This is a genomic window from Chitinophaga sp. (genome assembly GCF_039596135.1).
Classification (GTDB): domain Bacteria; phylum Bacteroidota; class Bacteroidia; order Chitinophagales; family Chitinophagaceae; genus Chitinophaga.
This window is the reverse complement of sequence record NZ_JBCNKH010000049.1, coordinates 1-21,771: the sequence shown is the minus strand read 5'-3', so window position 1 is coordinate 21,771 and position 21,771 is coordinate 1. Positions and strand designations below refer to the sequence as shown.

Genomic DNA, 21,771 nt, shown 5'->3' with positions numbered 1-21,771 from the left:
ACACCCTCTCTTTTTATGGTTTTGCTACTCTTGTATATTCCAGCTTATTTATTCCCCTGGCAGGATTCAATCCATTCCTCGCTACCTGTGTCTTTATCAGCCAACGTACTGTACCATCTTCATTCATCACAGCATTAATGCCATAGCCATTTCCGGAAAAACTGTAATTATTAGTATAATCATAGCTATAGGTACCACTTTTTATCACGGCTACATCCGGGTTCAAAAACTGATGCCAGTAAACATTTATATACTGATCCAGAATATAAGACTCATACTGCCATGCCAGTTTAAACATATAAGCAGGATCTATTGCAGCAGCGGCTACTACAGCATTGCCTGATGGAATGGCTAAAGTCTTAATATCAAAAACCTGCTCCCGCGAAGTGGCAGAATAAAGTCCAGTATAGACCGAATCCAACGTGCTTCCATTGCTATTCCAGTAATAAGTTTCTTCTGCATTAATATCTCCATCCTGGTAGTCAGCATAAAAGGCCTTAATTAAATAGGAATACGAATGCTTTACATGATTATTCCCATCATAGCTGAATTTATAGGAAATAATTTCATCCGGATTATACCTTATCATGCTATCTAGCCTGTTTTTACTATCATAGTAAAAATAAACATCAAAGTTAGTCCATCTATTCCCATAGTTATTTGATACACTTACTTTCGACATCCTGCCATTACTATTATAAGTGTACAAACTAACTACTGAATCAACGTCTGTCTCCTTGCTGACAATCTTTTCGATTCTCAGATCACTGTTATAATAAAAAGTGTCACGATAGTCATAATTCTGATTAGTATCAGCGGTAGTGGAAGAAGAATAATACGCACTCGTAATCAGATTAACCGAATCGGGGATCTGCACCGTGTCTGCTGCTGGAATCGTATCAGTTTTATTTACTGTAACAACGGTATCCTTTTTAGAGCAGCTCACAGTTGCCATTAGTAAGAACAATGCAATTAATACTTTACGCATAGGTTATGGGTTTGTGGGTACACAAAAAGCCGTTTCTTGAAAGACGGCCCGCAAATATATAGCATTTATCTTATCCCCTACGCTAGTACTCCAATCATTCCTACAGCGAGTCTAGTTGGCACCCTATCTGATGCAGTAAAATGACCTGTCAAATCCAATATCCCTTTGGCACTACCTCCACCTAACGCAATTGTCAGGGTGGTTCGTCAACCCAAAGACCTTTTCAACACTGATATAGGTAATATTTCTCCCTTAACCCAATCCTATTATACCCGTAGCCGATAAGTGGTATTGTATCCTACACATTGGTGGTCAATGTTATCATACCTAAGCGACTGGAACCATACAGATTGGTTTGTCCATCTTTGTTTGACAAATAGCAAACATATTCCTCTATTTAAATTTTATTACCAAAGTATCCGGCCTGCTATTATAATAACCTGTATCACTTAGAACCAGTTTTAATAAACTGTCATTTATTAGAGTTGCATCAATGAAGTTATTATATTCAGTAAAATTTTTGACAACATCGATTTCTCCATTACCATACATCTTTCTTACTTGAATCACATCCTCTGCAGTAGCTCCGGGAGCTATATAATTAACTCCAATAACAAATCGCTTTCCTTTTACGGAAATTCTTGCCAAACTAATATTCTCTACATCAAACATTTCAAAGCTATATATCTTCCATATACCCCACAATGCTATAATGACTAAAAATATGACTATAATTTTCTTCATTTTATAAAACTTTTACGGGTTGTGGACCTTATAATTCCTGACTTTGAGGCTATGAGCTTATACTGTATACAAAAAAACCGCCCCATAATGGAGCGGTCCTACAAAAACACAATAAATATCTCATTTACGCTTTCTTCAACCCCACCTTATGCCCACTCAAACCATAATACAAAATATACAAATAACAAGGCAGCATCACCACATAAGCAATATGCCTATCCGATCCCTTTGCAATCGCACCATAAATCAACGGCAAAATCGCACCACCACAAATCGCCATCACCATAAACGCCGCACCTATCTTAGTATACTTACCCGCCTTATTCATTGCCAGCGGCCATATACCAGGCCACATCAGTGCATGTGATAAACTAAGCAGAATAATGCAGATAATAGAAACCCAACCATGAGTTGCCAGCGCACCCACAGAGAGGACCAACGCCATTGACGCACAAATGATCAACGCAGTTTTTTGAGAAATCACTTTTGGAATCAGCACAATACCAGACAGGTAACCCACCGTCAGCGCAATAAGGCTGTAAATACCCAGGTTAGTCGCTACCATCTTTTCCAAACCACTGTATTCACCATACAATGCCAATGAATCAATCGCCAATACCTCCACACCCACATAAGCAAAAATACATACCACACCCAGCAACAAATGCGGCGGAATACCTTTCCTCACACCTGCTTCCTCAGCAACAGCTGTATCTTCTTCATCCGTATTGATCTCCGGCAGTTCCGACTTTCTCACCATAAAAGCAAGTGCCAGCAATACCACCGTCATCACCAGGTAAGGTACTACCACACGCTGTGCCAGCGCCTGCAGCTCTGCTTCTCTCGCAGCACCTGTCAGGGTATTGATCTTGGCAGACAATTCTGTGGCATCACTGAATAACAACTGTACCAATACGAAAATACCAATCATACCCGCTACCTTGTTGCAAATACCCATGATGCTGATACGCTGCGCCGCTTTTTCAATCGGTCCCAGGATGGTCACATACGGGTTAGAAGCCGCCTGCAGCAGTGTCAACCCAGTACCTTGTCCGAATAATCCCAACAGGAACAACGGAAAGCTACGGGTATAAGCAGCAGGAATAAAAATCAGGGAACCTACTGCCATGATGAGCAGCCCCAGGGACATCCCTTTTGTAAAACCAATCTTCTTCAGGATAGCAGATGACGGAATCGCCATCACCAGGTAAGAAATGTAGAAAGCAAAGGTGACGAAAAACACCTCGAAGTCTGATATCTCACAGGCCTGCTTCAAAAAAGGGATCAGCACGCTGTTCAACCAGGTCACAAATCCAAAAATGAAAAATAAAGTGCCTATGATTCCCATTGCTTTACCATAACTGGTCTGCTGCTGTGGTTGCATAGGTAAAGGCTCTTTAATAGATGTAGCGGAGTTCCCCATACTGCTGTTTTATATATTATTTAAACACTTTGATTGATATTTGCGAACATACTTAACAATTTCCGCATTTCATAATGAACAACGATAGTTTGGCCGTTGTTAATAGACGAATGCTAAATTTCCACGCTAAATGGATTAAAAAGTATGTTAATTCACCCCTTCCTTCGCTTTTTGCTAACTATCCAAGGAATTAGATAGATATTTTATACCATATTAGCTAAAACGTTTTTGCATCAGAAAAATAGGGATATTTTTCTTAAATATTTAGGAATTGTCAAAAAATAATTTATACATTTATCGCTGCAAAAATTACAGTAATTTAACACGTTAACACGTTTATGGGTCAACAAACAAAGCAAAGTACACATCCCTCTTTCTTTGTACTGATACTTGTATTTTTCTTCTGGGGTTTCGTTGCTGCCTCGAACAGCATATTTATCCCCTTCTGTAAAGCACATTTCCACTTGAATCAGCTGGAATCGCAGCTGATTGACTTCTCATTCTACGGTGCTTACTTTATCGGCTCCCTGGTGCTGTACTTCCTGTCGGCACTCAGAGGCGTTGATATTCTCAACAAGATCGGTTATCAGAAAGGTATCATCTACGGCCTCCTCATTTCTGTCGTAGGTGCTGTGGCGCTCATTGCCGCAGTGAACATCGGTAGCGGCATGGCAAACACTACCTATGCCTTTTATCTCATTCTGGGCGCATTCTTCATCGTCGCCCTCGGATTCTCCTTACAGCAGACCGCTGCCAACCCTTTTGCCATCCTCCTCGGGGATCCTGCAAAAGGTGCTCACCGTCTGAACCTGGCTGGTGGTATCAACTCTCTTGGTACTACCATCGGTCCACTCATCGTGAGTATCCTGCTTTTCGGTACTGCCAAAGGTTCGGCAAGCGCAGACACAGACATCAGTAAGATCAACACCCTTTACATCCTGCTGATCGTCCTGTTCCTCGTTGCTGCAGCCATCTTCTGGTTCTCTAAAATGCCAAAAGAAACTTCGGACGAGCCATTTGAGCAATCACCAAAGGCAAGTAAAACACTGGCCGCCATCACCGCATTATTCGTGCTCATTATGGTGGGCCTGGGCCGGGAAAATAAACTGCCTTTCTTCGTAATCGGTATCGTGGGTATCCTCGCTGTACTGTTCTTTGCGAAAATCGCTTCGCAAAAGGGTGCAGATCTCACCCTGCAGAAAGGCGGCGACGGCTGGGGTGCCATGAAATACCCGCAGCTGGTACTGGGCATGATCGCCATCTTCGTATATGTGGGCGTGGAAGTAACCATTGCCAGCAATATGGGTGGCCTGCTCGAAACAAAAGGCTTCCTCACTGAAAACGGTCTCACCACTGCCGAAATTGATCCTTATGTATCCCTCTTCTGGGGTAGTATGATGATCGGTCGCTGGACAGGTGCCATCTCCGTATTCAATGTGTCAGAAAAAATGCGTAAAATCCTGTGCGTAATCGTACCATTTTTCGCTTATGGCCTTGTATTGGGCGCTAACTACCTGAAAGGTACAGACGTGAGCGTATTGTACCCGTATGCAGGCATTCTGGTGATCCAGATCATAGGTTTCTTTGCTGGTCAGGACAAACCTGCCCAGACTCTTATGATCTTCGCCATACTCGGTATCGCAGCCAACGTAATTGGCCTGATGACGACCGGTTATATTTCTCTCTTCAGTTTCATCAGCGGCGGTTTATTCTGCTCCGTAATGTGGCCTTGTATCTTCGCACTTTCCATCGCTGGTCTGGGCAAGTACACTGCACAGGGATCTTCTTTCCTCATCCTGATGATCCTGGGCGGTTCCCTTATCCCTCCTGTACAGGGTGGTCTGGGAGACGATCCAAACATTGGTACGCATTATTCTTATATAATCCCAGTAATATGCTTTGCATATCTGGCATTCTTCGCATTCAGAGTTAAAACTATTTTAAAATCACAGGGAATCGATTATGAGTCAGCAATTAGCGGTGGGCATTGATATTGGAGGAACCAATACAAAGTTTGGCATAGTAGATCGCAGAGGTAATATTCTGTGTGATGGTCGTATGCTAACGAACCAACACGAAGACGTAGATGCATTCCTGGACGAACTACACGGACACCTTTCCGTACTGATCGAACAGGTAGGCGGGATCCAGAACATCAGGGGAATTGGTGTAGGAGCTCCTAACGGAAACTTTTATACCGGAAATATTGAGTACGCTCCAAACCTTCGCTGGAAGGGAGTAGTTCCATTGTCGAAATTGCTGGAAGCTAAATTCGGTGTACCTGCTGTTTTAACAAATGATGCAAATGCAGCTGCCCTGGGTGAATTTATGTACGGTGCGGCCAGAAGCATGAAAGACTTTATCGTTATTACCCTGGGTACAGGTGTAGGTAGCGGTATCGTTGCAAATGGTCAGCTGATCTATGGTCACGACGGTTTTGCCGGCGAACTGGGTCACTGTATCGTAATTCCGGGTGGTCGTTTCCACCCCGGCACCAAGGCACATGGCTCACTGGAAGCCTATGCTTCTGCTACAGGTGTGACCAATACTGCACTGGAATTCCTGGAAACACGCCCGGATACCAAAAGTCTGCTGCGTGATTTCAAAAAAGAAGAAGTAAATTCAAAGGTAATTTATGAAGCTGCCATGAAGGGCGATCCCCTGGCTATGGAAGTATATGAGTTCACCGGTAAGATCCTGGGTGAGGCATTGGCGAACTTCGTGATGTTCTCCAGCCCTGAAGCCATCGTACTGTTCGGTGGTCTTACCAAAGCCGGAGATCTGATCATGAAACCAGTTCGTGAGCATATGGAAAAGAACCTGCTGCCTATCTTCCAGAATAAGGTGAAGCTGGTATTCTCCGAACTGAAAGAAAGCGATGCTGCTATATTAGGTGCGAGCGCACTGGCATGGGAGATGAAAGATTAATACCAACATAAAGCACTTGTAATTTAAACATCATGCAAGATCGCAGACATTTTTTAAAAGCAGCGGCCCTCGGTGCCGCTGCTTTGTCTTTAGACGGAGTGAAGACTGCACACGCAGCCCCGTTTGTAAAAAAAGACAAAAGCACTAAGCCCATCGTATTATCTACCTGGGATTTTGGCCGTGCTGCCAACCTGGCCGCATGGGAAATTCTGAAGAAAGGTGGTCGCGCACTGGATGCAGTGGAAGCCGGTGTAAAAGTGCCGGAAGCTGATCCTAACAACCACACCGTAGGTTATAGCGGTTACCCTGACCGTGATGGCCGTGTGACACTGGATGCCTGTATCATGGATGAAAAAGGCAATTGTGGCTCCGTAGCTTCCCTGGAGCACATTGTACATGCTATCTCCGTAGCACGTGCTGTAATGGAAAAAACACCGCATGTAATGCTGGTGGGTGATGGTGCCCTGCAATTTGCACTGTCACAGGGTTTTAAAAAGGAAAACCTGCTCACTCCCGAGTCTGAAAAAGCATGGAGAGAGTGGCTGAAAAAATCCGAGTATAAACCCATTATGAACATCGAAAATTCCTCTTACGGCGAGGGTAATCATCCAACTACCTTCAATCCCCGCATGCTGCCTGGTAACCAGTACAACCACGATACCATCGGGTTGGTAGCCATCGATGCAAACGGAGATTTGTCTGGTGCATGTACTACCAGTGGTATGGCGTACAAACTACATGGCCGTGTGGGCGATTCCCCTATTATCGGCGCAGGTTTGTATGTAGACAATGAAATTGGTGCTGCTACTGCAACAGGTGTGGGTGAAGAAGTGATCCGCGTGGTAGGTAGTCACCTGGTAGTAGAGCTGATGCGTCAGGGTTATTCCCCCGAAAAGGCGTGTAAAGAAGCCGTAGAGCGCATTGTGAAGAAAGGCCCTGAGAGGTCCAAAGGGTTGCAGATCGGTTTCCTCGCAGTGAATAAAAAGGGAGAACACGGCGCGTATTGCATGCAGAAAGGTTTCAGCTATGCAGTACTTTCTGAGAAAGAAAATAACGTGCTGATTGACGGCAAAAGCTACTATAAATAAGAACATACCCGAATTGCATTTTATTATAATTGATAGGAAAAGAGGGCCTGCGGCCGGCTTTGAAAATCGAAAATGAGCATGATTACACTTGAAATATGTGCGGCTTCAGTAGCATCCTGTATCGCGGCGCAACAAGGTGGTGCAAAACGGATAGAACTGTGCGATAACCTGCTGGAAGGCGGTACTACGCCCAGCTATGCCACCATTGCACTGGCACGCGAAAAGGTGACTATCGACCTGTATCCCATTATCCGGCCCCGTGGTGGCGATTTCCTGTACGATGAACTGGAATATGCTACCATGCAGAAAGACATCCAGCTCTGTAAAGAACTGGGTTGTAATGGCGTGGTAATAGGGTTGCTCACCGCCGATGGCAAGGTAGACGTACCCCGTACCAAAGCACTGGTAGAACTGGCATGGCCCATGGGCGTCACTTTCCACAGGGCATTTGATATGACGGACGATCCCCTGCAGGCAATGGAAGATGTGATCAGTACCGGGTGTGAGCGTATCCTTACTTCCGGACAAAGGAATACTGCCATTGAAGGTGTGGACCTGCTAAAGACATTAGTCGAAAAAGCAGCAGGACGCATTGCCATCATGGTGGGCTCAGGGGTGAGGGCGAATAATATTGCTGCCCTGATTAAAGCAACCGGTGCTACAGAGTTTCATACAACTGCCAAAGGCTATAATGAGAGTAAAATGGTGTACAGAAATCCAAATGTGAGTATGGGCGGTATACCGGGTGTACCGGAGTACGGCATCTCTCAGACACAGGTGGAGGAAGTGAAAAAAATATTAGAATTAGCGAAATAACAAAAAAGGCTTTTGCAGTTGCAAAAGCCTTTTTTGTTTTGAATAACCCGATGATTATACCAGTATCATCTAATAATAACTGTTTTAGAGCTGGTGTATTTTCCTTTTACTACCCGCAAAACATAAGGACCTGGCTTTACTCCCTGCACCTGCAGGGTTTGTACCGGCTGGTCGTTCTTATAATTCCAATATTTTACTACAGCTCCCGTATAGAAATCATACAGTACATACTTTACTTCTGTGGTAGCACTGAGTTTCTTTACTTCTTCTTTTTCTTCAGAAGTTGTTACGACGAATGCGCTGGTAGTCGGGTTTGGCGTAGCAGAAACACGGAATGCACCCGGCTCACCACTGCCATCTCCACTACACTCCTTGTATTCCAGTTCAGTTTCAAACCAATCCTGCGATCCACAGGTAGTATTTTTAATATGTACCCCTGCAAGGTAGAATCCTGTGGCCCTATAGCCAAAAACATCCGGGGTGCCCGGATAATAATTAGAGATGGTTTGCAGCGTAGTGCCTGTCAGTGTTCTAAGTCGCGCTTCGTACTGGATAATACCAGAACTATTGGAAGGAGATACATCCATTATATTGCCTGTCATATTTGAGCAGAATTGACCATCATAACCATTTGAAGAGGTAAAATTCAGCCAGTCAATATAAGGTTTGCCCACAAATACACCCGCTGTTCTCAGGGTGCTTCTACCACATGGGGTGACAGCCACCACGCCAACGAATCCATCCACAACCTCAGTACCCACACTAATTGTTACACTTGTTCCGCTGGCAGCAGGTAAGGTTACAGGTGAGGATTGTCCGTTAATTTTGATAGAGGGATCTCCTGTGCTCCAGATGTATTGCGTAGCATCGTTATAAGGTGCAATGGCAAAAGTAGCAGAGGTATTAGCACACATTTCACTTTTGCTGGTGGTAAATGTAACCGGAGTCATAGCATTGTTCTCAGATCTTGTAATCGTGTAATCAACGGTTGAGGGACTCAGGCTGGTACAGGTTGGGTTGCTCACTGACAACCGGAGATTGGCATTTCCGGAAGGTGGGCAGGTAAATGTACCATAGTATATCCAGGAACCATTCGTTTGCTGTTCCTTGTGTCCGTTTGTCAGCGTCCATCCCGGTGTGTTATTAATAACGGTCCAGGTGCCATCTCCTGCCTGGGCAGCGCTGACAGGGTATGTGAAGGTGTAACTGGTAGCACCACAAGGGATAGACACGCCATAAGTACTGGTAAACCTGGTAGAGGCCAATGGAATTTCTTTCCTGATCTGCCCCGTAGTACCACTTGATGCCGTGCAGGCATAATAGGCGGTGACAGTAAATGGTACACTGCTGTTCACTTCCGGTACTTTAAATGAAACAGAATTGGCAGTAGTAACTACATTCGTTGGGTCAGCCGGACCAGTTATTCCAAAAGTAACACTACAATTGGTCGCGCCGCTGGCTGGGGTAAAAGTCACAGTCACTGTAGATCCGGCACAGGTACTTGCTGGCCCGGACAGGGTCTGCGCAATCAATTTTGTAAATGGGCTAAATATAATTAAGGCAAGTACGAAAATAAGTCTAATTTTCTTCATAGTTTAGGTTGATGGGATACTCAATTTGGGTTCCGGATATAAGTTCGGGTTATTCGCAGCACAATAATATACAATATTTCAATCATTGAGTAGTTTCTTCGCAGGGAAAATCAGTGCTTAGTCACCCCAAAAATAACTATTAAGTATACCTCCCTCATCAGTTCAATTCCGCCCCATTAATATCTTTTTCTCATTTTTCAATACAAATGCTACAAGCGTACCCGGTACATTTATGATTTTGGTCGTTTCTTCTTAAACAAACACAAAAATTCTATTACAGTAGCCAGATTTTTTTTAATTTTCGGTCTCGTTTTTAAACCGCATCTAATCCAAATTAACAATCATGACGCTAAATCATCAGGAAATTGAACTGATTGACAGTTTCGAACAAATAGCTGTGGATATATATCCTACCGCTAAAGACGGTTCCAAAGCAGTGGCACAGGAAATAGCAGCATTGATCAAAGCAAGACAGGCCGCTAACCAAAAGGTAGTATTAGGCCTGGCTACCGGCTCTACTCCAAAGTATCTTTATGCTGAACTTGTCCGCCTTCACAAAGAGGAGGGCCTGAGTTTCAAAAACGTGATCACTTTCAATCTGGATGAGTACTATCCAATTGAACCAGATGCTCTGCAGAGCTACAACAGGTTCATGAAGGAGCAGCTGTTCAACCACATTGACATTCAGGAAGGCAACTACCACATTCCAGATGGTACCGTTCCAAAGGAAAAAGTGAAAGAATTTGCAGCTGAATATGAAGCAAAAATTGAAGCTGCCGGTGGTATTGACCTGCAAATTCTCGGTATTGGTACCAATGGCCATATCGGGTTCAACGAGCCAGGATCTACCCTCAACTCTCACACCCGCCTCGTAACGCTGGACAACTCAACCAGAATGGCTAACGCATTCGAGTTTTCCAATATGAGCCTGGTACCCCGTCTCGCTATCACAATGGGTTTAAACACCATCTTCAAAGCGAAACGTGTAGTACTGCTGGCATGGGGTTCCCATAAATCAAAAATCGTTCAGCGCTCAGTAGAAGGTCACAGCACTGACCAGGTGCCAGCTTCCCTGCTGCAACAGCACCCTGACTGCAAATTCGTAATCGATGAGCAGGCAGCAGAAGATCTGACCCGTAACAAAGAGCCATGGCTGACTGGCGACTGCGAATGGACGCCAAAACTGCGTCGTAAAGCAGTAACCAACCTGGCCCTGAAGCTGAATAAGCCAATCCTGATGCTGACTGACAGGGATTACAATGAAAATGGCTTAAATGACCTGATCGTACAATACGGTTCTGCATACGAATTGAATATCGAAGAGTTCAACGGTCTTCGTGACACCATCACCGGATGGCCAGGTGGTAAGCCAGGTGCACAGTTGCCTAGCCACCCTGAACGCTCCGAGCCACTAAAAAAACGTGTGCTGATCTTCTCTCCACACCCTGATGATGACATCATCTCTATGGGTGGTACCTTCATCCGCCTGCACGAACAGGGTCATGATGTACACGTAGGTTACCAGACTTCCGGCAACATCGCCGTTACTGACGAGTTCGTACTGCGCTATATCGACTTTGCTGTAGGTTTTGAAGATATGTTCGGCATCGACCGTAGCAAGAGCTCACAGGTACTGGCAGATGCGAAAGCATTCCTTGGCAGCAAGAAGCCTTCCCAGAAGGATACCCCTGAAATCCGTGCGATCAAGGGCCTGATCCGTCGTGGTGAAGCAAAAGCTACCTGCCGCTATGTAGGTATTCCTGAAGAAAATATCCACTATAATAACCTGCCTTTCTACGAAACAGGCCTGATTGAGAAAGCACCTGCCAGCCAGGCTGATATCGATATCACCAAAGACCTGATCCGTCAGATTAAACCACACCAGATCTACTGTGCCGGTGACCTCGCGGATCCACATGGTACCCACAAAGTATGCCTGGAAATCATCTTCGCTGCGCTGGATCAGCTGAAACACGAAGAGTGGATGAAGGATTGTTGGGTATGGTTGTATAAAGGCGCATGGCAGGAATGGAAGATCAATGAGATCGAAATGGCAGTGCCAATGAGCCCTGACCAGGTAAGACAGAAACGCCTGGGTATCTTTATCCACCAGAGCCAGAAGGACGTAGTGCCATTCCAGGGTACTGATAGTCGTGAGTTCTGGGAAAGAGCAGAAGATCGTAATGCAGATACAGCGAACCTGTACGATCAGTTAGGTTTGCAGAAGTATGCAGCGATGGAAGCTTTTGTAAGGTATCATTTTATGTAAGTATTTGCTTGCTATACGAAAAGGGTGATTGGGCAACCAGTCACCCTTTTTTATTTTGTAAAGGTTTGTATTCTCCTCTCCTCCCAGTTTAATTTTGCGCATTTAAATATCAGAATGAAAATATTCTTTACATTTATAAACTAAATCTTGAATTCCCGAATACTTATTTTCCACGATTGTCATCCAAAAAAATTGTTACTACTATGAGACTGCTCCTCGCCAGCAGATCCGCCGCTTACCTGGCCCTATTCCGTGCTATCGTATCAAACAGGTTACCCAGCCAACGGCGCTACCTCTTCTATGACCCATACGCCAGATATTTTCTGCCACCAGGCCTCCGTACGGTTGCTAACCTTTCCGCCATCCCCGGCATCAACTTCATTATCGGCAAAATACTGGATAACCGTTTCGCTGGCGCCTTCACCTCCTGCCTGGCCCGAACGCGGCTCATCGATGTCATGATGCAGGAAACCATTCACGACTTCGGTATCAATCAGCTCATCCTCTTTGGTGCAGGCTACGACTGCCGCATTCACCGCCTCGATTTCAAAACCAAAGTTCAATTCGTTGAAATTGACCACCCTGACATACAGGACGCTAAAAGAGAAGTACTCGAACACCTGAAAATCAAACCCACTGAACTTATCGACTACATTTCCGTAGATTTCCTCCATCAACAGCTGGAAACCACCGTACCACACTACCTGCTCAAAGATCATTACAAGACATTGATCGTCTGGGAAGGGGTGACCAATTCACTCACCATTCCCATTGCCGATAAGCTCTTCCAATATTTCAGTAAATTTACCAGCGGCACCAGGATCATTTTCATCTATGTCGATGAAAAAGTCCTTACCCATACCCAATCTTTCTTAGGCACAGCTATTTCTCCCAAAGAACTGCACCAGGAATACTGGAACTTTGGAATGGCCCCCTCCAAAATGAAACAATTCCTTGCAGGCTATAATATGGAACTGCTGTATGACGTTGATGTTGATACCTACAGGCAGGCCTGCTTTGGCAAAAGCGCCGGCAAAATAAACAGATTGGAATATTACCGGGTAGTAATGGCCATTGTAAAATAATGTTATGCATATACACATCTTCATGCACGTGCCCTTTGAAGGGCCGGGATGCATCATTGACTGGACGAATGCCAGCACCCACGAAGTTACCTACACACACTGGTACAACCACCCCATTCCACCGGATGTAACAGGTTTTGATTTTCTCATTGTAATGGGCGGGCCGATGGGGGTGCATGATGAAAGCGAATATCCCTGGCTGGCGGTAGAAAAAGCCATTATCAGGCAAGCGATTCAGGACAATAAGCCGGTACTTGGTATCTGCCTGGGGGCACAACTCATAGCACATGTATTGGGTGCAAATGTGTATGCTAATGATCAGCGGGAAATAGGCTGGTACCCGGTTCAATTCAGCCCGTCTTCACCTGTCAAAGCCCTGCCACAGGAAGCAATGGTCTTTCACTGGCATGGAGATACCTTTGATTTGCCGGCAGGTGCTGCCGGGTTTGCGGCTTCGGCAGCCACACCGAATCAGGCGTTTGTATATAAGGATAAAGTGATTGCATTGCAATTTCATTTTGAAGTGACGCAGGAGAGTCTGGAAAGTATGCTGCATCATGGAGAAGAGGAACTGGTAGCAGCGCCGTATGTGCAGGATAAGGTACTGATACAGGATCTGGCAGAATTTATTCCGGAGAATAATGAGCTGATGTATGAAGTGCTGGATTATCTGACTGCCCGCCCCCGTTAATTCCGTATTTTTGCAATCATGGAAAAGTACGATATCCTGATTGTTGGCGCCGGACCCATTGGACTGGCATGTGGACTAGCAGCACAAAAAGCCGGATTAACCTACCTCATCGTGGAAAAAGGCTGCCTAACCAACTCACTCTATAACTACCCGCTCTATATGACCTTCTTCTCGACCTCTGAGAGACTGGAAATAGGAGGCATTCCGTGGGTATCCATCAGTGCCAAACCAATGCGCCCTGAGGCCCTGGAATATTACCGCCGGGTAACAGTGTCAAACAAACTGCATGTACGCCTGTTCGAGCAGGTGGAAAGTATTACTCCTGGTTATAGTAAAGTCGCTTCTTCGGCTGATGTGGAAAGTATCACTTCCGGTTATACTATCAAAACCAGTAAAGCCACTTATACCGCTGATAATGTCATCATCGCCACCGGCTTTTATGACATCCCGAATATGCTGAATATTCCCGGCGAAGACCTCCCGAAAGTCACACACTATTATAAAGACCCGCACTTCTATGCTACGCAGAAAGTACTAGTTGTAGGAGCTAATAACTCCTCTGTAGATGCCGCGCTGGAAACCTATCGCAAAGGTGCAGATGTAACCATGGTGATCAGGGAAGGTGAGATAGGTAAACGCGTGAAATACTGGGTAAAACCAGATATAGAAAACCGTATTGCAGAAGGGTCCATCAAGGTATATTTTCATTCTAACCTGAAAGCTATCAGGGAAAGGGAAGTCGATATCCTCACTCCTGATGGTATGGTGACGATTGAGAATGATTATGTACTCGCACTGACCGGGTACCAGCCGAATTTCAGTTTCCTGGAAAAAGCAGGTATACAGTTGTCAAATGATGAGAAACGGCATCCGAAATATAACCCGGAAACAATGGAAACGAATATGCCGGGGATGTACCTGGCGGGTGTGGTGTGTGGGGGAATGGATACGGCTGTGTGGTTTATTGAGAATTCAAGAGATCATGCGGATAAGATTATTGGAGATATTTTACGAAAGAAATAACGTCCCGCTTCGCGAGACGTTATTTTTTTCGGGGCGGAGTTGCGGCTGACGCCGCGGTTTACGGCGCGGATTTCCAGCTTACGGCGCGGAGTTGCGGCTCACACCCCGATCCTTAAATTATATTTACTTCTCTTTCGAGTAATACACCGAATTTCTCTTCTACACTATCCAATACCTTCTGCGATAAATCATAAATCTCCCCTCCTTTCGCTCCCCCATAATTCACCAACACCAGCGCCTGCTTTGCATGCACCCCGGCATCCCCTTCTCTATACCCCTTCCATCCACACTGCTCTATCAGCCACCCCGCTGCCAGCTTAAACTGCCCGCCATCCACCGGGTAGGCCACCACATTTGGATACGCCTCTTTAATCCGCTCATAATCACCGGCAGGCACAGTCGGATTCTTAAAGAAACTCCCCGCATTCCCAATCTTTGCCGGATCCGGCAACTTCGAAGACCTGATATTAATCACCGCCTGACTAATCGCCTGTATACTCAAATCCTGCACCCCCATTTCTTTCAATTCCACCTCTATCGCCCCATAACTGGTATTAAACTGAGGACGCTTACTTAACCTGTACGTCACCGACAGGATCGCAAACTGCCCCTTGTATTTATGCTTAAACACACTTTCCCGGTACCCAAACTGGCACTCTTCTTTCGTAAATGTCACCACCTCCCCTTCTTCCAGGTGCAAAGCCTCCAGCGAATGAAAGGTATCCTTAATCTCCACCCCATACGCCCCGATATTCTGCATTGGACTCGCCCCCACATTGCCCGGTATCAAAGACAGGTTCTCTAACCCCGCCCGGTTATGCTTAATATTCTCCATAACAAACCCATGCCAGTTCTCCCCGGCACCAGCTTTCACATATACATACCCGTCATCCTCCCCTACTACGGCTATCCCCTTCATCTCATTCTTTAATATCACCCCATCAAAATCCTTTGTAAAGAGCACATTACTCCCGCCCCCCAATATCATATGGGGCAAGGCTTTCAACTGCGGGGCACTCAGCAGCTCCCGCAACTCATCAGCAGAAGAAAAAGCAGCAAAGTACCTGGACTGAGCAGCTATGCCAAACGTATTATAAGGCCGGAGCAAAACATTTTCAGAAATCAGCATATGGTCGTAAATTTATAAACACACATTACTGACAAAGATAACAAAAGCATGTCTCAAACAGCCGTTGTAATAGGAGGTACCGGGTTGACCGGTAGGAACCTGGTCACCCTGCTCCTGCACGATGATCGCTTTAATAAAGTAAAGGTGTTGCTGCGCACGCCCAGCCTGAAACAGCGCCCCGGCCTGGAACCCATCATTGTTGACTTCAACGACGAAGAAGGGCTGGCGCAGGCACTCACCGGCGATGCCCTCTTTTGCTGTATTGGCACCACCATCCGCCAGGCAGGCAGCAGGGAAAAATTCAGGGAGGTAGATTTTAACATCCCCGTACGCTGTGCAACTATTGCCCGCAGGCAGGGGATCAAACAATTCCTGCTTATGTCCAGTATAGGCGCCTCCGCTATCTCCCGCAATTTCTACCTGCGAACTAAGGGGGAAACGGAAAATGCCGTGATGGCACTGGCTTTCCCCGGCTACCACATCTTTCGTCCTTCTGTTCTGGTAGGACTCAGGAAGGATTTCAGGCTGGGAGAATGGTTTGGTTACATCATCACGGGGTTATTCTATTTTTTCTTACTGGGAAAATGGAAGAAATACCGGCCTATCAAAGCCAGCAATGTAGCGCATGGTATGATCTATGCCGCGGTGAATAAGCCGGATGGCGCGCATATTTATGAGTCAGATAAAATCAGGGAAATGGCGGAATGGGAGAAAGAACGGCTTGTAAGGTTGAATGGGCAATAATAACTAATAGGTACTACAGAACTGATTGATAACACGCTCCTGAAATGATTTAATGGGCAATAACTCAATAAACACTACACGTAATCCACATCAGGCACTATAAACACACTCCTGAACTGCTTCTCCGCCAATAACTTTATAAAATGCTCCCTGAGCAACTGTTTCGTTTGTGCAATCACTTTAGTATCCCTGGGCAACTTAATCATCATCTCCTGCAAATAATAATTCCTCACCCTGCCCACCAACGGCGCTGCAGGCCCTACCAAATGCGGCCCGATATGTGGCCTGAGCCAGTTCGCCAGCACCTGCGCAGCCTGCTCCACCACCTTCTGATCTTTATGTTTCAATGTCAGCTTCAGCAACCGGAAAAACGGCGGATACCCAAAGTTCTGCCGCTCTGCAATCTCTGCTGCATACATCGCCTTATAATCATGTATCGTTACAAAATGTAAAATCGGGTGCTGCGTCCGGTAAGCCTGTATTAACACCTTCCCCTTTCCATGCTTACGCCCCGCCCGTCCGCTCACCTGCTCCATCAGCTGAAACGCCCTTTCATTCACCCTGAAATCAGGATAATTCAACAGGTTATCCGCACTCAGAATCCCCACCAAATCCACATTCTCAAAATCCAGCCCCTTCACCACCATCTGCGTACCCACAAGAATATCAATCTCCTGGTCTTCCAGCAACCGGATCATCTTATTATGACTATCCTTGTTCCGCACCGCATCCACATCCATACGGGCAATGCGCGCTTTCGGAAACAATTCCTGCAAATCATTTTCTATCTTCTCCGTTCCAAAACTCTTTGGTATCAGCGACTGACTTCCACAAGCAGCACAGGTATGTACATAGGGATAACGGGTGCCACAATAGTGACAATGCAACTGATCCTGGTACCTGTGATAAGTAAGCGATACATCACAGTTCTTACAAGTCGGAATCCAGCCACAGGTAGTACACATCAGGAAAGGTGCATACCCCCTCCTGTTCTGGAACAGGATCACCTGTTTACCTTTTGCCACAGTGGCATGAATCGCTTCTGTGAGTTGTGGAGAAAAGTTCTCCTGCATCCGTTTTTCGGCCTGCACTTTCTTCACATCCACAATCTCAATCTCCGGCATTTCCAATCCGCCAAAGCGTTCGCTCAGTTCCACCAGTCCATACTTTCCCTGTGTGGCATTAAAGTACGATTCCAGCGAGGGTGTGGCAGAGCCCAGTAAAACCTTGGCCTTAAACAAACCGGCATAATAAATAGCCGCATCCCTGGCATGATAGCGTGGCGCCGGATCCTGTTGCTTATAAGAGGCATCATGCTCTTCATCGAGTATGATCAATCCCAGCTCACGAAAAGGCAGCAACAGGCTGGAACGCGCGCCCAGCAGTATGCGCAGCTCTCCGCTCTTTACCTTATGCCATATTTCCACCCGCTCATTGTTATTAAAACGGGAGTGATAAATACCAATTTTATTCCCAAAATGTTTTTGCAGGCGGCGTACAATCTGCGCTGTCAACGCAATTTCCGGCAGCAGGTACAGCACCTGTTTGCCACTGGCAATATATTCCTCAATCAGCTTGATGTACAACTGGGTCTTACCGCTGGAAGTCACGCCATGCAATAAAGTAACCGGTTTCTGTTCAAAGCACGTTCTTACGTCCTGCAAGGCTTTATCCTGTGCAGGGCTGAGGGTGAAGTCAATCTGTACATCTACCTTGCCCCCACCGGGCACACGGTCTACTATTCTCTTTTCAATCCACACGATCTCCTTATCTACAAGACCTTTCAGTTGCGCAGCAGATGCGCCGGATTTTTTGAGCAATTCACTTTGCAGCACACTCCCCTGCGTTTTCACCAGGTGCAGGTAGGCCAGCAGCAATTCCATTTGTTTGGGTGCCTTGCCCAGTGTATTGAAAAGGTTGGCCAGTTCTTCCTCAGCCTCGTAGCGGGCATGGAGCTGTACATAGCTTTCCTTCTTTTCTTTGTATACTTCTTTCAGCTCTTCATAGACCAGCAGTACCTGCTTTTCGATCAGTTTTTTGATCACAGAGTATACTTCAGACTTGTCGAGAATGAGCTGTACTTCTTCAATGCGGAGTTCCTTACGGATGTGCAGTGCTTCTGCAATCATGTATTCATCATCATCCAGGGCGGTGAAATCATCGCCATAGGCATCGTTGAGCAGTAATACCGTTTCGCTGGAGAGTTTGAGGTGTGCAGGCAGGGCGGCATTGAGCACTTCCCCTTCACTACACATATAGTAAGCCGCCAGCCATTCCCAAAAGGAAAGCTGGGTAGGATATACCACCGGATCTTTGTCCAGCAGGTCCAGTAGTGGTTTGGTTTTGTAGTCGGGTGGCGCGAGTTCGTGCAGCGCCTTTACAATACCGGCATACTTCTTTTGCCGGCCCAGCTGTACAGCCACGCGGCTGCCCACTTTTACGCTGTCCAGCATATGATCGGGCACTGAATAAGTGTAATTCTTAGGCAGTGCCAAGGGAAGTATGACCTCGGCAAATATCATCGGTAACTTAACAATTCTTTTTCCATGATATCAAACACCTGTTGTTTCAGTGCCGGCAGATCGTCCATGGTCATGCCATCTACTTTTACAGGTGGCAGGTAAACGATGCGGCAACGGCCAGGGTTTAGTTTCAGAACTTTGGAGCCAGGCAAACGGTCCTTACAATCCAGGTACAATACAGGTTGCAGGGGGGTCTGTGTTTCGATGGCTATGCGAAAAGCCCCGTTGTGAAAAGGAGTAAGGGGTTTGGAAGTATCGTTGGTGGTGCCTTCAGGAAAGATGAGGATAGATACTCCCTCCCTGATGGTGGCAATGAGTTCGCGCACGCTCCGGGAGCGGGCTTTGGCTTCAGAACGGTCTACAGGTACAACAGCATGTTTGTAAATAAACCCGAAAAGGGGAATTTTCTGCATTTCGATTTTGCCCAGCGGGCGGAAAGGGAGACGCATCACACCTACGGCCAGGGCGGCATCCAGGTAGGTGCTGTGGTTTACGACATAGATGAAAGGAGTTTTGTCTTTGCGATCGTATTTATAAATTCTTTTAACCAGGATTCCTACTGCAGGAAACCAGGTATGTGACCAGAACCACAGGAAATAGTAGATGATATTTCCGCCTTTGATTCTACCAAAAAAGGAGGCAAGGAAGATAAATGGAAGTATGAGTAACATGACCCCTACAAAGATGATCGCGGCATACAAAATATACACCCACCGGATTGGTTTTAGCAAAAGCTTCATGATAAATGCCTGTCTGTTTTTAGTCACATGCGAGCCTGAAAATTACAGTTAATTGCGTTAAGATGGAGAATTATTATTTTATAATAGTATTTGCGGATGGCAGTCAGACTGCTTCCGTTACGCATATAACCAAATGATAATCAATGGCAATCACATTGCCATTCTGTATCGAGATCTATACAGGTCACTACGCGGGTTTCTCCGCTGCAGGGAGCGAATACGATGCGCAGGTGCTGACCGTCGTCCGAGTATCCTTCCAGTGCATAGGTAGGACAAGGCAGATCGCGTGGATTTGACTTTTCGGTGTTGATTTGCCCGGTTTCCAGGATCTCCGCTACTTCAGCTTCGGTGATGTGCCGGCAATCCATTCGGCACCGGGCATGTTTAGTGTAGGTAAGGCGTGCATGCCTGTCAAGATTTGACGGGTCATTGACCGGGTTGGGTAATGTTCGCTCCACGGTTCCTGTGCCTTTTACCTGCGGGCGGTGCAAAGGACCTTTCCACCATTGTTGCTGCCATGCCAAAAGTAGCAGTAGCGCTAACAACAACATTGGAATATACTTACCTTTTGATCTCATAGTGTCTCACAGATTGCTGAAAGATTGCATCTTGGAAAGGCAAGCTATACATTTTTGACAATATAACCCTAAAAATTCCCCTTCTCCAACTCTCATAAAAAGGAATTACCTTTGCGGGTTCGGTAGCAGGCCATTCCGGCTCCTACCCTTAGCGGACAAAGTAATTGAAACGATGACAACAGCGAAAACAGTAGCTTTCCATACACTCGGCTGTAAGCTGAACTTCTCCGAGACCTCTTCCCTGAGCAGGTTGCTGGAGCAGGATGGCTTTGTGAAAACAGATTTTGAGGGGCAGGCAGATGTGTATGTGATCAATACCTGCTCTGTGACAGACAATGCCGACAAGGAATGCCGTCACCTGGTACGCCGCATCCAGCGCCGGGCGCCGGAAAGCAGGGTGGTGATCACCGGGTGTTATGCGCAGCTCAAGCCCAAAGAAATTGCTGAGATCGAAGGAGTAGACCTCGTACTGGGAGCTGCTGAAAAGTTCAACCTGGTTGAGCACCTGAAGAACCTGACCAAAGGAGACAGCGCAAAGATCTATAGCTGTGACATTGAGCAGGTGAATACTTTCCATGCTTCTTATTCCATGAACGACCGTACCCGCACCTTTCTGAAGGTACAGGATGGTTGTGACTATACCTGTTCATTCTGTACCATTCCTATGGCACGGGGTAAGAGCCGTAGTGATTCTATTACCAACGTAATGGAACAGGTACGGCAGATTGCGGAGAGTGATGTGCGCGAAATCGTGCTGACCGGTATTAACCTGGGGGATTTTGGGAAGGGACTGCAGGGTGGTAAGAAGAGAGAAGAGACTTTTTATGAACTGATACAGGAGCTGGACAAGGTAGAGGGCATCGACCGTTATCGTATTTCTTCTATTGAGCCGAACCTGCTGAACAACGAGATCATTGAGTTCGTGGCGAACAGTCAGCGGTTTATGCCACACTTCCATATTCCATTGCAGAGCGGCAGCAATGATGTACTGGGTGCTATGCGTCGCCGTTATCGCAGGGAGCTGTATGCAGAAAAGGTAGCGCTGATCAAACAGTTCATGCCGCATTGTAGTATAGGGGTTGACGTGATAGTGGGTTTTCCCGGTGAAACGGATGCACATTTCCAGGAGACGTATGACTTTTTGCATGGCCTGGATGTATCTTATTTTCATGTGTTCACCTATTCGGAAAGAGCGAATACGGCAGCGCTGGAAATCCAGCCAGTAGTGCCTGTGCACGTGCGGAACGAGCGGAATAAGATACTGCGTAACCTGAGTCATAAGAAGGCACAATACTTTGCGGAGCAGCATGTGGGTGAGACAAGAAAAGTGTTGTTTGAAAAATACCATAAGGATGGTATGATGGAAGGATATAGTGATAATTATATCACAATGACAGGGCCGGTAAGACAA

General features: G+C 46.1%; 18 protein-coding genes. 10 read left to right on the top strand and 8 right to left on the bottom strand.

Going from position 1 to position 21,771, the window contains the following annotated elements:
• Nucleotides 1-13: 13 nt before the first annotated feature.
• From ABDW16_RS22970 to ABDW16_RS22960, 3 genes are all read right to left on the bottom strand, one after another.
• Complete coding sequence (locus ABDW16_RS22970) at nucleotides 14-988, bottom strand: hypothetical protein (protein WP_343673024.1); 975 nt, start codon at nucleotides 986-988, stop codon at nucleotides 14-16.
• Between the two features lie 393 nt (nucleotides 989-1,381).
• Nucleotides 1,382-1,732: a hypothetical protein gene (locus ABDW16_RS22965; protein ID WP_343673022.1), complete on the bottom strand. Its 351-nt coding sequence runs from the start codon at nucleotides 1,730-1,732 to the stop codon at nucleotides 1,382-1,384.
• 124 nt (nucleotides 1,733-1,856) lie between these two features.
• Nucleotides 1,857-3,155, bottom strand: coding sequence for a sugar MFS transporter (locus ABDW16_RS22960; RefSeq protein WP_343673020.1), 1,299 nt, complete (start codon nucleotides 3,153-3,155; stop codon nucleotides 1,857-1,859).
• Nucleotides 3,156-3,493: 338 nt separating this feature from the next.
• Between ABDW16_RS22960 and ABDW16_RS22955 the strand changes: the two genes are divergently transcribed.
• From ABDW16_RS22955 to ABDW16_RS22940, 4 genes are all read left to right on the top strand, one after another.
• Nucleotides 3,494-5,146 (top strand): MFS transporter, encoded by a 1,653-nt coding sequence (locus ABDW16_RS22955; protein ID WP_343673019.1) that lies wholly within the window; start codon nucleotides 3,494-3,496, stop codon nucleotides 5,144-5,146.
• Nucleotides 5,118-6,083, top strand: coding sequence for an ROK family protein (locus ABDW16_RS22950; protein WP_343673018.1), 966 nt, complete (start codon nucleotides 5,118-5,120; stop codon nucleotides 6,081-6,083). The genes ABDW16_RS22955 and ABDW16_RS22950 overlap by 29 nt, the downstream gene beginning before the upstream one ends.
• Before the next feature lie 32 nt (nucleotides 6,084-6,115).
• Nucleotides 6,116-7,171: a N(4)-(beta-N-acetylglucosaminyl)-L-asparaginase gene (locus ABDW16_RS22945; protein ID WP_343673015.1), complete on the top strand. Its 1,056-nt coding sequence runs from the start codon at nucleotides 6,116-6,118 to the stop codon at nucleotides 7,169-7,171.
• A 78-nt stretch (nucleotides 7,172-7,249) separates the two neighbouring features.
• Nucleotides 7,250-7,987, top strand: coding sequence for a copper homeostasis protein CutC (locus ABDW16_RS22940; RefSeq protein ID WP_343673013.1), 738 nt, complete (start codon nucleotides 7,250-7,252; stop codon nucleotides 7,985-7,987).
• Nucleotides 7,988-8,052: 65 nt separating this feature from the next.
• On the opposite strand, the gene ABDW16_RS22935 is transcribed toward ABDW16_RS22940, so the two are convergent.
• On the bottom strand, nucleotides 8,053-9,579 hold the full coding sequence (locus tag ABDW16_RS22935) for a hypothetical protein (RefSeq protein WP_343673012.1): 1,527 nt from the start codon (nucleotides 9,577-9,579) through the stop codon (nucleotides 8,053-8,055).
• 343 nt (nucleotides 9,580-9,922) lie between these two features.
• Between ABDW16_RS22935 and nagB the strand changes: the two genes are divergently transcribed.
• The 4 genes from nagB (at nucleotide 9,923) to ABDW16_RS22915 (ending at nucleotide 14,647) form a co-directional block, all read left to right on the top strand.
• A complete protein-coding gene (gene nagB, locus ABDW16_RS22930; protein WP_343673011.1) occupies nucleotides 9,923-11,848 on the top strand; it encodes a glucosamine-6-phosphate deaminase in 1,926 nt (641 codons plus the stop codon).
• Between the two features lie 203 nt (nucleotides 11,849-12,051).
• A complete protein-coding gene (locus tag ABDW16_RS22925) occupies nucleotides 12,052-12,933 on the top strand; it encodes an SAM-dependent methyltransferase (RefSeq protein ID WP_343673009.1) in 882 nt (293 codons plus the stop codon).
• A 4-nt stretch (nucleotides 12,934-12,937) separates the two neighbouring features.
• On the top strand, nucleotides 12,938-13,624 hold the full coding sequence (locus ABDW16_RS22920) for a gamma-glutamyl-gamma-aminobutyrate hydrolase family protein (protein WP_343673008.1): 687 nt from the start codon (nucleotides 12,938-12,940) through the stop codon (nucleotides 13,622-13,624).
• An 18-nt stretch (nucleotides 13,625-13,642) separates the two neighbouring features.
• Nucleotides 13,643-14,647, top strand: coding sequence for a YpdA family putative bacillithiol disulfide reductase (locus ABDW16_RS22915; protein ID WP_343673007.1), 1,005 nt, complete (start codon nucleotides 13,643-13,645; stop codon nucleotides 14,645-14,647).
• A 112-nt stretch (nucleotides 14,648-14,759) separates the two neighbouring features.
• Here ABDW16_RS22915 and murB read toward each other — a convergent pair whose 3' ends face one another.
• Complete coding sequence (murB, locus tag ABDW16_RS22910; RefSeq protein WP_343673006.1) at nucleotides 14,760-15,776, bottom strand: UDP-N-acetylmuramate dehydrogenase; 1,017 nt, start codon at nucleotides 15,774-15,776, stop codon at nucleotides 14,760-14,762.
• A 48-nt stretch (nucleotides 15,777-15,824) separates the two neighbouring features.
• Between murB and ABDW16_RS22905 the strand changes: the two genes are divergently transcribed.
• A complete protein-coding gene (locus ABDW16_RS22905) occupies nucleotides 15,825-16,520 on the top strand; it encodes an NAD(P)H-binding protein (protein ID WP_343673005.1) in 696 nt (231 codons plus the stop codon).
• 74 nt (nucleotides 16,521-16,594) lie between these two features.
• On the opposite strand, the gene priA is transcribed toward ABDW16_RS22905, so the two are convergent.
• The 3 genes from priA to ABDW16_RS22890 form a co-directional block, all read right to left on the bottom strand.
• Complete coding sequence (gene priA / locus ABDW16_RS22900) at nucleotides 16,595-19,042, bottom strand: primosomal protein N' (RefSeq protein WP_343673004.1); 2,448 nt, start codon at nucleotides 19,040-19,042, stop codon at nucleotides 16,595-16,597.
• Complete coding sequence (locus ABDW16_RS22895; RefSeq protein WP_343673003.1) at nucleotides 19,039-19,782, bottom strand: 1-acyl-sn-glycerol-3-phosphate acyltransferase; 744 nt, start codon at nucleotides 19,780-19,782, stop codon at nucleotides 19,039-19,041. The genes priA and ABDW16_RS22895 overlap by 4 nt, the downstream gene beginning before the upstream one ends.
• Before the next feature lie 140 nt (nucleotides 19,783-19,922).
• Nucleotides 19,923-20,360, bottom strand: coding sequence for a DUF4258 domain-containing protein (locus ABDW16_RS22890; RefSeq protein WP_343673002.1), 438 nt, complete (start codon nucleotides 20,358-20,360; stop codon nucleotides 19,923-19,925).
• Nucleotides 20,361-20,532: 172 nt separating this feature from the next.
• Between ABDW16_RS22890 and mtaB the strand changes: the two genes are divergently transcribed.
• The coding region (gene mtaB / locus ABDW16_RS22885; protein WP_343673001.1) for a tRNA (N(6)-L-threonylcarbamoyladenosine(37)-C(2))-methylthiotransferase MtaB at nucleotides 20,533-21,771 on the top strand (1,239 nt) is incomplete at its 3' end.

Bases quoted from the DNA above. Each gene is read 5' to 3' on its own strand.
- ABDW16_RS22970 (WP_343673024.1), bottom strand. From the start codon at position 988: ATGCGTAAAGTATTAATTGCATTGTTCTTACTAATGGCAACTGTGAGC.
- ABDW16_RS22965 (WP_343673022.1), bottom strand. From the start codon at position 1,732: ATGAAGAAAATTATAGTCATATTTTTAGTCATTATAGCATTGTGGGGT.
- ABDW16_RS22960 (WP_343673020.1), bottom strand. From the start codon at position 3,155: ATGGGGAACTCCGCTACATCTATTAAAGAGCCTTTACCTATGCAACCA.
- ABDW16_RS22955 (WP_343673019.1), top strand. From the start codon at position 3,494: ATGGGTCAACAAACAAAGCAAAGTACACATCCCTCTTTCTTTGTACTG.
- ABDW16_RS22950 (WP_343673018.1), top strand. From the start codon at position 5,118: ATGAGTCAGCAATTAGCGGTGGGCATTGATATTGGAGGAACCAATACA.
- ABDW16_RS22945 (WP_343673015.1), top strand. From the start codon at position 6,116: ATGCAAGATCGCAGACATTTTTTAAAAGCAGCGGCCCTCGGTGCCGCT.
- ABDW16_RS22940 (WP_343673013.1), top strand. From the start codon at position 7,250: ATGATTACACTTGAAATATGTGCGGCTTCAGTAGCATCCTGTATCGCG.
- ABDW16_RS22935 (WP_343673012.1), bottom strand. From the start codon at position 9,579: ATGAAGAAAATTAGACTTATTTTCGTACTTGCCTTAATTATATTTAGC.
- nagB (WP_343673011.1), top strand. From the start codon at position 9,923: ATGACGCTAAATCATCAGGAAATTGAACTGATTGACAGTTTCGAACAA.
- ABDW16_RS22925 (WP_343673009.1), top strand. From the start codon at position 12,052: ATGAGACTGCTCCTCGCCAGCAGATCCGCCGCTTACCTGGCCCTATTC.
- ABDW16_RS22920 (WP_343673008.1), top strand. From the start codon at position 12,938: ATGCATATACACATCTTCATGCACGTGCCCTTTGAAGGGCCGGGATGC.
- ABDW16_RS22915 (WP_343673007.1), top strand. From the start codon at position 13,643: ATGGAAAAGTACGATATCCTGATTGTTGGCGCCGGACCCATTGGACTG.
- murB (WP_343673006.1), bottom strand. From the start codon at position 15,776: ATGCTGATTTCTGAAAATGTTTTGCTCCGGCCTTATAATACGTTTGGC.
- ABDW16_RS22905 (WP_343673005.1), top strand. From the start codon at position 15,825: ATGTCTCAAACAGCCGTTGTAATAGGAGGTACCGGGTTGACCGGTAGG.
- priA (WP_343673004.1), bottom strand. From the start codon at position 19,042: ATGATATTTGCCGAGGTCATACTTCCCTTGGCACTGCCTAAGAATTAC.
- ABDW16_RS22895 (WP_343673003.1), bottom strand. From the start codon at position 19,782: ATGAAGCTTTTGCTAAAACCAATCCGGTGGGTGTATATTTTGTATGCC.
- ABDW16_RS22890 (WP_343673002.1), bottom strand. From the start codon at position 20,360: ATGAGATCAAAAGGTAAGTATATTCCAATGTTGTTGTTAGCGCTACTG.